This is a genomic window from Aurantiacibacter atlanticus (assembly GCF_001077815.2).
Taxonomy (GTDB): domain Bacteria; phylum Pseudomonadota; class Alphaproteobacteria; order Sphingomonadales; family Sphingomonadaceae; genus Alteraurantiacibacter; species Alteraurantiacibacter atlanticus.
Genome location: NZ_CP011310.1, coordinates 241,756 through 255,793 on the forward strand (window position 1 = coordinate 241,756; position 14,038 = coordinate 255,793).

13 protein-coding genes are annotated in these 14,038 nt (G+C 59.1%); 6 read left to right on the plus strand and 7 right to left on the minus strand.

All coding sequences use genetic code 11. From position 1 onward, the window contains the following. Nucleotides 1-118 precede the first annotated feature (118 nt). Genes CP97_RS01210 through phhA form a run of 3 tightly spaced genes read left to right on the plus strand, consistent with a single transcriptional unit; the run spans nucleotide 119 to nucleotide 1,685 of the window. Nucleotides 119-430 carry a hypothetical protein gene (locus CP97_RS01210; protein WP_048884447.1) on the plus strand — a complete coding sequence of 104 codons (312 nt, stop codon included), beginning with the start codon at nucleotides 119-121 and terminating at the stop codon, nucleotides 428-430. A 29-nt stretch (nucleotides 431-459) separates the two neighbouring features. Further along, nucleotides 460-660 carry a hypothetical protein gene (locus CP97_RS01215; RefSeq protein WP_161485419.1) on the plus strand — a complete coding sequence of 67 codons (201 nt, stop codon included), beginning with the start codon at nucleotides 460-462 and terminating at the stop codon, nucleotides 658-660. Nucleotides 661-713: 53 nt separating this feature from the next. After that, nucleotides 714-1,685, plus strand: coding sequence for a phenylalanine 4-monooxygenase (gene phhA, locus CP97_RS01220; RefSeq protein WP_082863862.1), 972 nt, complete (start codon nucleotides 714-716; stop codon nucleotides 1,683-1,685). A 103-nt stretch (nucleotides 1,686-1,788) separates the two neighbouring features. Here the strand turns inward: phhA and CP97_RS01225 are convergent, their stop codons facing one another. The 4 genes from CP97_RS01225 to CP97_RS01240 form a co-directional block, all read right to left on the minus strand. After that, the gene (locus CP97_RS01225) at nucleotides 1,789-2,040 is read right to left on the minus strand and encodes a hypothetical protein (RefSeq protein ID WP_048884449.1); all 252 of its coding nucleotides are present in this window, start codon (nucleotides 2,038-2,040) and stop codon (nucleotides 1,789-1,791) included. Nucleotides 2,041-2,393: 353 nt separating this feature from the next. Next, nucleotides 2,394-3,188 (minus strand): undecaprenyl-diphosphate phosphatase, encoded by a 795-nt coding sequence (locus tag CP97_RS01230; RefSeq protein WP_048886597.1) that lies wholly within the window; start codon nucleotides 3,186-3,188, stop codon nucleotides 2,394-2,396. Nucleotides 3,189-3,303: 115 nt separating this feature from the next. Beyond that, nucleotides 3,304-5,424: a M13 family metallopeptidase gene (locus CP97_RS01235; protein WP_048884450.1), complete on the minus strand. Its 2,121-nt coding sequence runs from the start codon at nucleotides 5,422-5,424 to the stop codon at nucleotides 3,304-3,306. A 148-nt stretch (nucleotides 5,425-5,572) separates the two neighbouring features. Beyond that, nucleotides 5,573-7,387 (minus strand): ABC transporter transmembrane domain-containing protein, encoded by a 1,815-nt coding sequence (locus CP97_RS01240; protein WP_048884451.1) that lies wholly within the window; start codon nucleotides 7,385-7,387, stop codon nucleotides 5,573-5,575. Between the two features lie 203 nt (nucleotides 7,388-7,590). Between CP97_RS01240 and CP97_RS01245 the strand changes: the two genes are divergently transcribed. Then, complete coding sequence (locus CP97_RS01245; RefSeq protein WP_048886598.1) at nucleotides 7,591-8,820, plus strand: polyhydroxyalkanoate depolymerase; 1,230 nt, start codon at nucleotides 7,591-7,593, stop codon at nucleotides 8,818-8,820. 16 nt (nucleotides 8,821-8,836) lie between these two features. Here the strand turns inward: CP97_RS01245 and CP97_RS01250 are convergent, their stop codons facing one another. From CP97_RS01250 to CP97_RS01260, 3 genes are all read right to left on the minus strand, one after another. After that, on the minus strand, nucleotides 8,837-9,430 hold the full coding sequence (locus tag CP97_RS01250; RefSeq protein ID WP_048886599.1) for a DUF4126 domain-containing protein: 594 nt from the start codon (nucleotides 9,428-9,430) through the stop codon (nucleotides 8,837-8,839). Nucleotides 9,431-9,511: 81 nt separating this feature from the next. Then, nucleotides 9,512-10,888 carry a putative O-glycosylation ligase, exosortase A system-associated gene (locus CP97_RS01255; protein ID WP_048884452.1) on the minus strand — a complete coding sequence of 459 codons (1,377 nt, stop codon included), beginning with the start codon at nucleotides 10,886-10,888 and terminating at the stop codon, nucleotides 9,512-9,514. Beyond that, nucleotides 10,881-11,072 carry a hypothetical protein gene (locus CP97_RS01260; RefSeq protein WP_149036393.1) on the minus strand — a complete coding sequence of 64 codons (192 nt, stop codon included), beginning with the start codon at nucleotides 11,070-11,072 and terminating at the stop codon, nucleotides 10,881-10,883. Before CP97_RS01260 ends, CP97_RS01255 begins: the two co-directional genes overlap by 8 nt. Nucleotides 11,073-11,161: 89 nt before the next feature. Here CP97_RS01260 and CP97_RS01265 point away from each other — a divergent pair, with 89 nt between their 5' ends. Then, nucleotides 11,162-12,391: a TIGR04063 family PEP-CTERM/XrtA system glycosyltransferase gene (locus tag CP97_RS01265; protein ID WP_048884454.1), complete on the plus strand. Its 1,230-nt coding sequence runs from the start codon at nucleotides 11,162-11,164 to the stop codon at nucleotides 12,389-12,391. Nucleotides 12,392-12,439: 48 nt separating this feature from the next. Continuing rightward, nucleotides 12,440-14,005 carry a hypothetical protein gene (locus CP97_RS01270; protein ID WP_149036394.1) on the plus strand — a complete coding sequence of 522 codons (1,566 nt, stop codon included), beginning with the start codon at nucleotides 12,440-12,442 and terminating at the stop codon, nucleotides 14,003-14,005. The last annotated feature ends 33 nt before the right edge of the window (nucleotides 14,006-14,038 follow it).

The window sequence follows — 14,038 nt, forward strand, 5'->3', positions numbered from 1 at the left end:
ACGGCCCGTCTGGCAGAACAGGCCGTCCGCCGCCACCCATGAACAATCGCATTTCCACGCAGGATCGACTGCGCTAAGGAACTGCCATCTCGAAATATACCTAAAGGGGTAGATTGTAATGAAGAAGCTCGCCTTTGTCGCTGCTGCGGCTGCTTTTGCGTTGACTGCATGCGGTGAGAGCACCGACGCATCGGAGGACGCCGTTGCCGACACAGTCGAAGTCCCGGCAGACGAAGCGATGGCCGATGTGCCTGAACCTGTTGAGGACGCCGAAGCCGGATTGACCGAAGAAGAAGCCGAAGCGCAGATCCAGGCCAATGAAGATCAGGCTGAAGCCGCCGCCGATGCTGCGGAAAGTGCCGCAAACGATGCGCTCGATGCTGCACAGGCTGCCGAGGCCGCGCAGGACATTGCCGAAGACGCGCAGTAATGCTGCACTCCTTCAGGTGGCGCGCCACAATGCTTCTGGTGTTGGGCGCGCTGCCTGGGGCATGTTCGGATGCGCCGCAACTGTCGCAGCCCGAAGGCGCCACAAGCGATGAACGGCAGGCCGTGAACGAAGCGGCCGAAATGCTCGAAGAACGTCTGCCGCCAGTAAAAGGCGCGAACAGTTCGGAAGCTTCCACATCCGACATGCCATCTTCGCCGCCAAGTCATTGAATGGTAACGCTTGAAACTGGCTTGTAAGCGCGCCCTGTGGTAGGGTGATGCGCATGACCGCCATTGCCGAACAACCACTCGCCGCGCCCCAGCATAATGATGTCGGGCCAGATCAATATGCCGCGCTTCCGGATGTTACTTCGGACGTATTTACCGCCCCGCTCCAGCGGCCCACACATGTGGGGGAAGATTGGCTGGAACCGGCGCAGACACACTATTCCTCCGAAGATGACAGCGTGTGGGACGATCTTTTCGCCCGGCAGATGGATATCCTTCCGGGCCGCGCCTGTTCGGCCATGCTTTCTGGCATGGACAAGCTTGATCTTGGCAAGGGCGGCGTGCCTGATTTTGGCCGCCTGAGCGAGGAATTGGGCGGGCTGACAGGATGGAGCGTGGTGCCCGTGCCCATGCTCATCCCAGACCATGTGTTCTTCTGGCATCTTGCCAACCGCCGTTTCCCCGCAGGCAATTTCATCCGCACGCGCGAGACATTCGATTACATTCAAGAGCCGGATGTCTTCCACGACGTATTCGGTCACGTTCCGCTGCTGACCGATCCGACATTTGCCGATTACATGCAGGAATATGGCCGTGCTGGCTGGAATGCGATGCGCTATAATCGGCTCAAGGCACTGGGCGCGCTTTACTGGTATACAGTGGAATTCGGCCTCATCATGGAAAATGGTGAACCGCGCATCTTCGGGGCGGGCATTTCCTCTGGCCCGACAGAGGCTGTATTTGCGCTGGAAGCCCAGTCGCCCAACCGCATCATGCTCAATGTCGACAGGGTAATGCGCACCGATTACGTCATCGACGACTTGCAGCCGACCTATTTCGTGATCGAGAGCTTTGGCGATCTTTACCGTCAGACGGTGGAGCGCGATTTCGAGCGGCTTTACCGTAGCCTTGGGCCCGGGTTTACCTATGCCAATTCGGCCGTGATCGATGTCGACAATGTGCTGCATCGCGGCAGTCAGGAATATTTCCTGCGTGGCGGGCGGGGCAGCGCGGCTGTACCGGTCTGATCTGCGTCCCCCGCGCACCGGCACTTTCACGCCAGACACAAAAAAGGCCAGCACCCATCGGGGCTGGCCTTTTTCATTAATCGCGAGAATGCGAAAAAGCGTCTTAGTTGACGGCTTCTTCCATGTCTTCGGTCATCGCATCGGTGTCACCTTCGGCGGCATCTTCGATGTCGTCAGCTTCAGCTTCGATAGCGTCGGCTTCTTCGTCAGTCAGAACGCCGGCATCTTCCATCTCGTCAGCCTGGTCTTCCATGGCTTCAGCCTGCTCTTCAGCAGCTTCTTCAGCGGGGCTGTCACAAGCGGCGACGCCGAGGCCGAGAACTGCGGCAGAGGCGAAAGCGATAATCTTCTTCATCAGTATTTCCCTTCATGGTGAGCTGGCCACGAGGCCTGCCCTTAACCTTGGTAAACTGCAATTTTGCCGGTGTCTTGGACCGGACCGCAGTAGCCTTAGCGGAAAAACTACGAGATTGAACCACAAAAACACATTTAGGCCACAATCTGCGCATTTACGGCGTAACAGCATAGCAATTGATTGCCCCGCCTTACTGCCTGAATAACCACGGACATTTGAAATGACCGGAAAACCAGGTGGCTGGCGACATGCTCTTGCGCCGTTACTCATGCATAACAGGCTAAGCTCGCCTTTGTTCCGCCATATTTCGCGAATTTTTTTCTTGCAGCTTTCGGTCGCCCTCATGGCGCATTTCAGAAGAAGGCCAGCAGCGCTATGCCCATCGCCACACGATAAACCACAAATACCAGCATCGAGGCTTTCTTCAGGAAGTTCATGAGAAACGCCATGGTGAGGAATGCCGCCACAAATGTCAGCGCGCCCGCAATCAAGGCATCGGTCTGCATCTGTGCAGAGGCTTCAGCCAAATCGAGCGCGGCCAACAGACCTGCGCCGGCCACCGCAGGTATCGCCAGCAGAAAGGAAAAGCGCGCCGCTTCTACCCGTTTGTAGCCGAGGATGCGGGCCATGGTCATGGTCGAACCTGAACGGCTGGTGCCCGGTATCAGCGCCATTGCCTGCGCGAGGCCCACCAGCAGCGCATCGCGCCAGGTCACATCTTCATAGCTCTTGGTTTGCTTGCCCCAGCGATCCGCCGCGCCGAGCAGCAGGCCGTAGACAATCAGATTCACCGCCACGAGATCGGTGATGCGGAAACTCTCGAGATAGCCGCCAAGCTTGAGAAACAGGCCGACCGCCACGGCAGGTATGGTGCCGACAACCACCCACCAGAACAAGCGCTTTTGTTCAGGTTCCTTGCCAATGCCGATGCTGGCGAAGCCGCCCTTGGCCAGACCCAGCACATCGCGCCAGAAATAGATGATGATCGCCAGCAGTGATCCCACATGCACCGCGACATCGATCATCGGGCCCTGGTCGGGAAAATTGGTCAGATGGGGGATCAGGATCAGATGTCCCGAAGAGGAAATCGGCAGAAATTCGGTGATGCCCTGGACCACAGCGATGAGCAGAAGCTGGAGAAAGGTCATTGCGCTCTTGGATCCAATATAAACTGCGGCGAAGCGCCGCCCATGCTCGCTCGCCAAAACAGAAACGGGGGCGAAGTCAAGCCTCGCCCCCGTCCATTTGCAGTTTGCGCCAGTGCTACCAGATCTTCACCCGCTCCTCGGGCGGAAGGTACAGCGCATCGTCCTCGGTAACGTCGAACGCGTCATACCAGGCATCATGGTGACGCACGGCATTGTTGGCGCGGAATTCGCCCGGCGGATGATTGGCGGTCATCACGCGGCTGCGCAGGCTCGCCTCCCGCTCCATGGAGCGCCAGATCTGGCCGAAGCCGAGGAAGAAGCGCTGGTCGCCCGTTAACCCGTCAATCACAGGCGCTTCCTCGCCATCCAGCGAGAGGCGATAGGCATTGTAAGCCATTTGCAGGCCAACGACGTCGCCCAGCGTTTCACCAATGGACTGGCGCCCGCGCAGGCAGACCGGGCCTTCCTCGCTCTCGACAGGGCAATAAGCCTCGATCAACGTCATCAACTGGCTCGCCTTGGCTTCGAACCCCTCGCGATCCTGCGCCTCCCACCAATTGCGCAATGTGCCGGTTGCATCATATTGCGAGCCCTGATCGTCGAAGCCGTGACCGATTTCGTGCCCTATGACCGCTCCGATTCCGCCATAATTGACCGCTTTATCCGCCTCCAAGCCGAAGAAGGGTTGCTGCAGGATGGCTGCAGGGAATACGATCTGGTTGAAGACCGGCGAATAATAGGCATTCACCGTCTGCGGGAACATACCCCAGCGTGTGCGGTCGACCGGACCGGGTAGGCGTTCGAGCGAATCATTGATCGACCAGCGCATCGCACTGATCCGGTTGCCCAGCGGATCATCCGCAATGATCACAAGGCCGTCATAGGTCTCATATTCATCGGGATGGCCGATCATCGGGGTGAAACCTTCAAGCTTGGTCAGCGCCTCGGCAACAGTCTCCTGGGTCATCCATTCATTGGTTTCGATGTCGGCGCGCATGGCCCGTTGCAGATTGGCCACCAGCGCATCCATCCGTGCCTTGGCTTCGGCGGGAAAATGGCGTTCGACATAGAGCGCGCCAAGCTGTTCGCCCAATTGCTCTCCAACCGCCGAAATTGCGCGCTTCCAGCGTGGCTGCTGCTCTTCACGGCCGCTGATAGTGCGTCCGAACAGTTCAAAAGTCGCAGCGTCGATCTCGCTTGAAAGCACAGCACCATTATTCGACAGGAATTGCGCGGCCATATAGGCCTTGAGCGTGGAGAGCGGGGTGGTAGTCAATAGCTCCATCATCGCTGGCAAGCCGCCACCGATCATGTCGAGCTGTTCCTGCGTCAGCTCCATTTCCTCGATTTCCTGTGCCGTCGGCGGCAGTTGGGAAGCAAGATACCGCTCCTGCCCGGCTAGCTTGCCTGCTTCCAGAACGGCCTGGATCGGAAAATCACCTGCCAGTTCTGCAAGGTCTGCCGGGGTCAGTTCATTATAGGTGAGATTGGGCAGGCGGAACATCTGCCGCGCCCATTCCAGTTCTGCCACATCATGCTCAAAGGCATAGACCGCCACCGCAGCAGCGGCAGGATCCTGATAACCGGCCTGTCCCAGAAGGAAGGTGAGATAATCTACGTATTTTTCCCGGATTTCCAGATTGTCGGCACTGTCGACGAGATAATAATCACGGTCAGGCAAGCCCATTCCGCTAAACCCGATAGATGCGACATAGGAATCAGGGTTGCGGGCATCGACGGTCACACCGGCGCTCACCAGCGTGGGGTAACCGGGTTCTTCGGAAAGTCCGGCAAGCGCGGCCAGATCGGGCGCGGCAAAGATATTCTGCAGATAGGGTTGCGCGGGCGCGAGGCCGGAAGCATCAATCGCCGCGACATCAAAATAAGCGTTATAGGCATCAACGATACGCCGCTCGGGCGTGCCCGGTGCCGGATTGGACGCAACAAGTTCTGCAACCAGCGCTTCTATGTCGCGGGTCGATTTTTCGGCCAGCATGTCGAATGCGCCGAAGCGCGCACGGTCAGCAGGAATGGGGTTGGCTGCGATCCAGCGACCATTGACATAGTCGAAGAAATTGTCGCCCGGATCCACCGAGGGATCGAGCGCATCGGGCGAAACGCCCCATGTTCCAAAATCCATCGTCGGCGTGGCATCAGCCTCGTCCTGCGCGATGGCCGGCGCGGCGAGCGCAAGACCCAGGGTTGAAACTGTCGTGGCAAGAAAAATGCGAATCATAAGGCGGTCCCCGTTTTCGGATCAGTCGTTTGATGAAGGCCCAGTTTGGCGAAAGAGTATCGTTGCCTAGCCAAAGGAGACCCATTGTTTCTGTCGTTACCAAATCGATTAAGCACCGATTTTCATCGACGCAAGCCTTGGCGATCAGTCAATCGGTCTGGGTCCGCTCCATCGCCGCGTCATCGAATTGCAGCGCGGCAAGGCGGGAATAGAGGCCGCCCGCGGCGCTCAAGCTGTTGTGATCGCCGGTTTCGACAATGCGTCCATCCTCCATCACAACGATCCGATCTGCCGCACGAACAGTGGCCAGCCGGTGCGCAATGACCAGCGTGGTGCGGTCCTGCATCAAATGTTCGAGCGCGTCCTGCACGAGCCGCTCACTTTCTGCATCAAGTGCACTGGTCGCTTCGTCCAGCAGCAGGATCGGTGCATCGCGCAGCAACGCACGGGCGATGGCCATGCGCTGGCGCTGGCCGCCCGAAAGGCGCGCGCCCCCTTCGCCAAGGAATGTGTCGAGACCATTGGGCAAGGCTCGCAGAAAATCTTCTGCATTGGCGACCCGGGCCGCTTCCCAAATTGCGTCTTCATCCGCATCCCATGCGCCGTAGCGCAAATTGTCGCGGGCACTGGCGGCGAACAATATGCCTTCCTGCGGCACAATGGCCATGCGCTGGCGAATCTGTCTGGGATCGACCTGCGTCAGCGCGACGCCATCCAGCTTGATGCGGCCTTCCTGCGGATCATAGAACCGTTCCACCAGCTGGAAAATGGTCGATTTACCCGCGCCCGAAGGGCCGACGATGGCCACCGACTCACCCGGCTCCACCACCAGGGAAAAATCGCTGATAGCGCTTTCGGCAGGGCGCGTGGGGTAGGAGAAAGTGACCTTTTCAAACGAAAGGCTGCCGCGAGCAGGTTCCGGTAACGGCTGCGGACGGGCAGGCGCGACAATCTCGGGCCGTTCCTCCAGCAATTCACTCAGGCGGCCAGCAGCCCCTGCCCCGCGCAACAAGTCTCCAAAAACTTCGGTGAGCGAGCCGAATGCGCCAGCGGTAATTGCTCCTGCAAGGACAAAGGCGCTGATCGTGCCGCCCGTAATCGTGCCTTCATTGACCATGGTGGCACCGCGCCACATCAGGATGGTGAGCGCACCGAAAATCAGCGTGATAAGCATTGCCGTCATCACCGCACGCACCAGAATGCGAATGCGCGCAGTAGCAAAGGCCCGCGCTACCGCGTCGCCGAAACGACCTGCCTCGCGCTCTTCCTGATTGAAACCCTGCACGATCTTCATGGCCGACAGGATTTCCGTTGTGATGCCACCCACATCGGCCACACGGTCTTGGCTGGACCGGCTGATATCGCGCAGGCGCCGGCCGAACAGGGCGATGGGGACAATGACCAGTGGAATGCCTGCCAGCAGCCACACCGCCAGCTGTGGGGCAAGCCAGAACAGATAGGCCGTGCCGAATACCGCCATGATCGAATTGCGCAACGCCACCGAAACGGTCGTCCCCACAACCTGCTCAATAACTGCGGTATCGGCTGTCATGCGGGAGGAAATCTCGCGCGGGCTGTTCTTTTCGAAAAAGGACGGAGACAGACGCAGCAGGTTTTCATAAACCTTGCAGCGGACGTCCGCCACAACCCGTTCACCCACCCAGCTGACGAAATAAAAACGCATCGCCGTGCCCAGCCCCAATATGCTGACCAGCAACAGCAGATAGCGGAACCACCGCCCGACATCGCCTTCGCCGCCAAAGCCCCGGTCGACGATGAGCTTGGCTGCTGTTGGCAATGCCAGTGAGGTGATCATGGCCGTGACCACCAGCGCAATTACCGCCAGTGCGATCTGCAAGGGGTATTTGGCCGCTTCACGCGCGATCATCTTGAGCGGGCGCAGGCTCTTGCTCGCGGCGGGGCCGGATTTGCCTTTGTCGTCTCGCGTTTTGGGAAGAGCCATGTCCGCCAGCGCACTAACTAAAAGGGCGCGTTCGTCAAGCGGCCCCTGTCCAAGATTTTTGCACTTTCGGGGACCCATCGGCCTCATGCTGCATTGCAACAACTCCCATTTAAGGGCATGTTCAAAGCCTAAATCGCTAATGGCACCCCCAAGAAGTGCCTGGCATGAAGGCCCTTCAGGTCATTTCGCAGGAGATATCAGTCTTGCTTTATTCCGCATATGAAATGCAGCGCGCCTTGCTTGGCTCTGCCAGCAATTGGGCAATGGTCGGCGCGAATCTTTTGAACAATCCCGCTTTGCCAATGGGTTACTTCGGCGCCGGTCCAGCTGCTGCGAGCGCGCTGAAGGTTTTTGCCCATCTGCATGAAGAGCGCGGCAAACCCGATTTCGATCTAGAGCCGGTGGATGTCGATGGCATATTGAAGCCGATTTCGGAATCCGTCGTATTCGAAAAGCCTTTTGGCTCATTACGGCGTTTCGTCCGCGATGATCTGCCCGACAATGCGCCCAAACTGCTGATTGTCGCACCCATGAGCGGGCATTACGCCACGCTTTTGCGCGGAACGGTGCAGCGCATGGTGCAGAATCAAGAGGTATATATCTCCGACTGGGCCGATGCCCGACTTGTCCCGCTGTCGGAAGGGCGGTTCGATCTGGACGATTATATCGATTATCTTATCGAATTCCTGCAATTCATCGGCCCCAACACGCATATGCTGGCGGTGTGCCAGCCTTCTGTGCCCGCTTTTGCCGCTGCAGCCGTGATGGGCGCTGCCAAGGACAAGTGCCGTCCGGCCACGCTGACCATGATGGGCGGCCCGATCGACACGCGCGCCAGTCCTACCGGCGTGAACGATCTGGCCATGGAAAAGCCCTTCAGCTGGTTCAAGAACAATGTGATCGCCACCGTGCCGAGCAATTATCCGGGGGCTGGCCGCAAGGTCTATCCCGGGTTCCTGCAACTTGCTGGCTTCATCAGCATGAATCTCGTCGATCACATGATGAGTCATTACGAGATGTTCAAACACATGACGCTGGGCGACCATGACAGTGCGGACCGCACCAAGCAGTTTTACGACGAATATCTTTCAGTCTGCGACATGACTGCCGAATTCTATCTTCAGACCATTGAACACGTGTTTCAGAAGCATTCGCTACCCAAGGGCGAATTCGTGCATCGCGGCAAGGCGATTGATCCCGATGCGATCCGTGACACTGCCCTGCTGGCGATCGAAGGTGAACTGGACGATATTTCTGGCATTGGGCAGACGCGCGCCGCGCTTGATCTGGCTGAACATCTGCCGGTGAAGAAGAAGAAGTATCACCTTGCGCCCAAGGTAGGCCATTACGGTATCTTCAACGGCAGCAAATGGCGTGAGCAAATCGCTCCGGTCGTGGAAGAATGGATGCGCGCAAACCCCAAGGTGGGTTAGCTTTAGCGCCGTATATTCAGGCGTCCTGATTGCGCCTGAATATACGGCGCAGAACCCGCCGGACCGCCAGCACCATTCCGATGGCCAGCGCAAGCAGAACTGCCGCCACGCCAGCAGAGGCCCACGGATATTCGTAAACGAACCACATCAGGCCCAGCGTCGCGACGTCTTCAGCCGTGGACATGGCAATATTGCTGACAGGTTCGGGGCTGGCATTGATGACAGTGCGCGTACCCGCTTTGCCGCCATGCGCCAGAAGCGCGCCGCCGCCCCCTGCGATAAAGGCGATCACCTGCATTGCGGGATCACCCGGATCAACAATGGCCAGCGCCAGCATCGCACCGCCTACCGGCCGCACAGCGGTGTGCACCGTATCCCAGATCGTATCGAGCCAGGGCACCTTGTCGGCGAAGAATTCTGCCAGTGCGCCAAGCCCTGCAATGCCCAGCACCCACGGATTGGCCAGAACCTGCAAGGCTTCCAAATGTTCTGGCAGAGGTAAAAACCCGCTGCGCATCGCAAGCCCGGTGCCAAGGATAACGATATAGAGCCGCCACCCGGCCAGCAGGCTGGCACTGGCAGCAAGCCCCAATATTTCCATAATGCCCAATGTGGCGGCCGCGTCCATGGCGTCGGATTATCCTATGGTGCGCCCCGTTTGTCGAGGATTGCGTTGCGCAGGCGAAATGTCTCAGGCCGCGGGGATGGCAGTGGATTTGCGTGCTTCGTCCAGCCGCTGCGACAGCGGTGCCTTGCCCGCGCCCTTGCGCTTCATCTGCCACTGGCTCCACAAAGCGCATTGCATTGCGACAAGCAGGAAGATGAAGGACTGGTAGGCAATACCGACAAAGGCCGCGCCGACCAGCACGATGATCTGCGCATGCTGCAGACCTGTTGCCAGATCGTGCATCCAGATATCGCGATCAGCATGTTTGGCGCTTTCGCGGCGGCGGATGCGTTCCATCTGCCACAGGCCTAATGCGTGGAGCAGCAACCACATGAACAGGCCAAGCCAGCCCTGTTCGCCCAGCATTTCGAAATAGGATGAATGATATGCGCGCGCCTCATCTGTCACTTCGCGATAAGTGACCTGACGATTGTTCCCCTCGCCGATTACCTCTGGCATCTGGTAGGTGAAGGAGTTGGCGCGATAGGCGTCAAATCCTCCGCCCATCGGATTCGCCAGCGCATATTGATAGGTCCATTTCCACACCGCGATCCGGGTGGAGGCGCTTTCATCGGATTGATAGCCGGTAATCGTGCCCATTCGCTCGACATATTCCTGCGGGAGGAATGGCAATGACAGAACCATCGCCACGCTCGCCAGGCCCGCAAATACGAAACGATGGCGCGCTTGCCGCATGAGCAGCACGCCCAGAACAGCGATACAGACAAGCCCCGTGCGTGCATTGGTGCCAATGGGGATAAGCAGGCACGAAAGGATCAGGGCCGCGCAAAACAGCCAGACCAGCTTTCCGGGCGCGAACACGGTGCCGCGCCGCGCCAGAAACAGGATGAGCGGGATGGTGGCAATAGCGGCTGTCGATATGATGGAGCCTTCGTAAATGCCCGAATTGGCATCCACCAGCAGCGTCAGCGTGCCATAACCGCCCCCGCCCAGCACCGTCTTGATACCGCCATTGATGGCGATGGCGGCAATGGAAAGGGTAAACACCAGCACGGCAGCTTCGAGCCTGAGCCGGGTGCGCAGGGTGAGCGGCAGGAAAGCGGCGAAAAAGAGGCTTTTCCAGACCCAGTCCCACTTTTCCCAAGCGGTATCCTGGAACACCGCCCCCAGCGTCGTATAGCCGCACCAGGCAAGCAGGCCGATAATCAGGCCCTGCTGCAAAGTCAGGCGGCTGCCCTGCTTGTTGTCCAGCAAGACATATCCGGCAAAGGCCGCGATGAAGGTGACGAGCGAGAGCGAAAGGCTGGTGATGATCCCCCAACCGATCTGCTGCGGCGATACGATATCCACGTAGATATAGAGAAGCACCCACAGGAATGGGCGTTTGAAGCCCATCACCAAAACGGCAGCAACAAATGCGAGGAGAACAAGATCACGCATCGGCCGCGCTATCATTGTCCTTGTGCCCACCCTGATTTCGCGCGGCGGACTGGTTTTTCAGCCACGGGCGCTCAGGTGCATCGGCAGGAGAGACTTCGTGATCCAGATCATCACGGAACAGCAGCCGCCATGCGGCCAGAAGGATCAGGCCGTGGCTCAGGGCAATGGTGAAGATGTCGATCACGATAAATGGATCCGCAAGACTGGCTGGCGCTGACCTTACGCCCAAGCTCTTGACGCGGCGTTAAGCAAGATGTGGCTATTGCCCATGCGATGACGCGTATCCTGCATATCCTCGATCATTCCCTACCGCTTCACAGTGGCTATACCTTCCGCACGCGCGCGATCCTCAAAGCGCAGCAGGCGCTGGGGCTGGACGTGCGCGGAATCACCGGATTGCGGCATGGTGAACAGGGCGCCTCGCCCGAAGTAGTGGACGCTCTTACCTTTCACCGCACGCCGGGCAAGGCGCAGGGGCCTGCCGGCCTGAAGGAATGGCGAGAGATCGGCGCTCTGGCCGATGCCATCATGGCGCTGGCGCAGGATTGGCGCCCCGATATCCTCCACGCCCATTCACCCGCGCTTGATGGGCTTGCCGCGGTGCGCGCTGGCAAGACGCTGGGCATTCCGGTGGTGTATGAAATTCGGGCATTCTGGGAAGATGCGGCCGTCGGCAATCTCGCAACGCATGAAGGCTCGATCAAATATCGGCTCACCCGCCAGTTGGAAAACATGGCGGTCAGCTGCGCTGACGCGGTGATGACCATCTGTAAAGGGCTGAAGGATGATCTGGTGGCGCGCGGCGTTTCACCGGCAAAGATTGGCATCATGCCCAATGGCGTGGACCTGACCATGTTCGGTACGCCTGCACCGCGCGACGCGGCCCTGGCGCAAGAACTTGGCATGGGGGATGGGCCAGTCATCGGTTTTATCGGCAGTTTCTATGACTATGAAGGGCTGGACGATCTCATCGCCGCGATGCCGCTGCTTCTGGAACGCCACGGCGATGCACGGCTGTTGCTGGTAGGCGGCGGACCTATGGCAGAGGCGCTGGAAGCTCATGCGAAGGCCTCCCCTGCCGCCCATGCCATCCGCTTTACCGGCCGCGTGCCGCATGGTGAGGTGGAACGCTATTACGCGCTGACCGATGTGATGGCCTATCCGCGCAAGTGCAGCCGGCTGACCGATCTTGTCACCCCCCTCAAACCCTTGGAAGCAATGGCACAGATGAAATTGGTCGCCGCCAGCAATGTGGGTGGACATCGGGAGCTTGTGACTCACGCCGATACCGGCATGCTTTTTCCACCCGATGATGCTGCCGCCTGCGCTGCTTCGCTGGCTGATCTGCTCGACCGGCGCGATGATTGGGATGCCATGCGCCAGCGCGGAAAGACTCATGTCCGCGACAATCACGATTGGCACCGCAATGCACAGCGTTATCTATCCGTTTACCAAAGATTGTTAGGTGGAGCCTCGAACACTCCCGATTCCGTCGCCGCCTGAACCATTGGCGCGAAAAAGTGGGGCATAGGCGAAGGACAGGACGCAGACGTGCCATTATTTCCGTTGAACAAGGCCAAGGACAAAGGCGGCAGAAAACGGCCGCCCGTCATCGCGCACCCTGCTTTTCCTGCGGTGGTCGCATTATGGTTGGCCGCGCTCATGGGCGTAGGGATGTTCATCCTTCCGATACAGCTTCTTGAACGGATCGTGGGTGCTACCGGTATCGCCGCAATAGTGCCCGCCGCCTCCCCGCCGCTGGGCTTCACCGCCCGCGCTGCTATCGCGCTTGCGGCCGCCCTTGTCGGGGCATTGCTGGGCTTTTTTGCGGCGCGCATGCTCGCCCAAAAGGCGCCGCTGTCGCTGCCACCGATTATCGACGATGAAGAAGCACCCTACTCCGAGACCGGTGAAGAGGTTTTCGCCGAAGACAACGCCGAATATATTGCACAGGAGATCAATGACCCAGCGCAGCCGGATGCTCTAGCTCCCACGCATGGCAGGCGGCGCGCTCTCACCCTTCCCGAGGTCGATGCGCCAGGCGCCCCGCTCGCCGCGCCACTGCCCGGCGCAGACGGGGAGGGGGATGACACGCTCGATTACACCGATTTCTCTGCCATGCCTGATGCCGCGCAAGTTTGGAGCGAGGCTCTTTACGACGAAGCAGAGGATGAAAAGTCTGGAGTGAGCGCAGAAGCGCTTGCCGCTACCGACGATGCGCCACTGGTCGAAGAAGCGAGCTGGTCGGACGAGACCGAAAAGCCAGCCAGTCCGCTCCGCGCACCAGACACCGGCGACACAAATCCGCACGAAACCGATCTTGTCGAAACGCCGCACTCCTGCACGGAGGAACCCGGTCATGTCGGACAATTTGCCGACGCCCCCCTCGAATTCTCGCCGCCATCTCTCTTCAGGCAGACAGGTATGGACAATCCGCAGGATGAGCCTGTCGAGGCCGCTCAGGCTGCGGAAAATTCCGCCGAGGCCGAGGTAGAGACCGATATTCTGCAGCTCGCTCAAAAGCTGATCGAAACGCTGGAAAAACACCGCAGCTGGAGTGCCCGCCGCGCCGCCAGCAATCAGGCTCCCTCCGCGGAGCAGGGCAAGGCCGCTGCCGAACCTGTGGACGAAAAGACCGGCATCGCGCCACGCACGGGCGAAGGACCGCTGAATTTCGATGCCGCGCCCGCCGATGACGCAGAAGAAGCTATGGCTACCTATTTTGGTGGACCGCCCGTGATCGCGCCGGAAGATAACAGCCAGAGCGAAGTCAAAGTCACTTCCGCCCCGGCTGTTGACCAGCCAGGGGAGGCCGCACCCACAGAAAATCTTGATCGCATGGCCGAACTTGGCCGCGTGGCCGCGCTGGAAGATGGTGATGAAGATTATAGCGATGACCTTGGCGAAATCGCCGCCTCATTCTCTCTCCCGCTAGGCAAGGCTGCAAAGCGGCGCGATATTGGTTATGGCGTATTGGCTACGGCCCAGAACCCCTATCGCCCCGCAGCAGCGTTGCATGAGATGCAGCATGCCGAGGACAAGCAAGAGCGGTCGAACAAGGATAGTGAACGGGCTTTGCGCGATGCCTTGCTGAATCTACAACGCATGGGCAAATAGCGGACAATTCCGCGATTTCGTGCCGCATTCTTA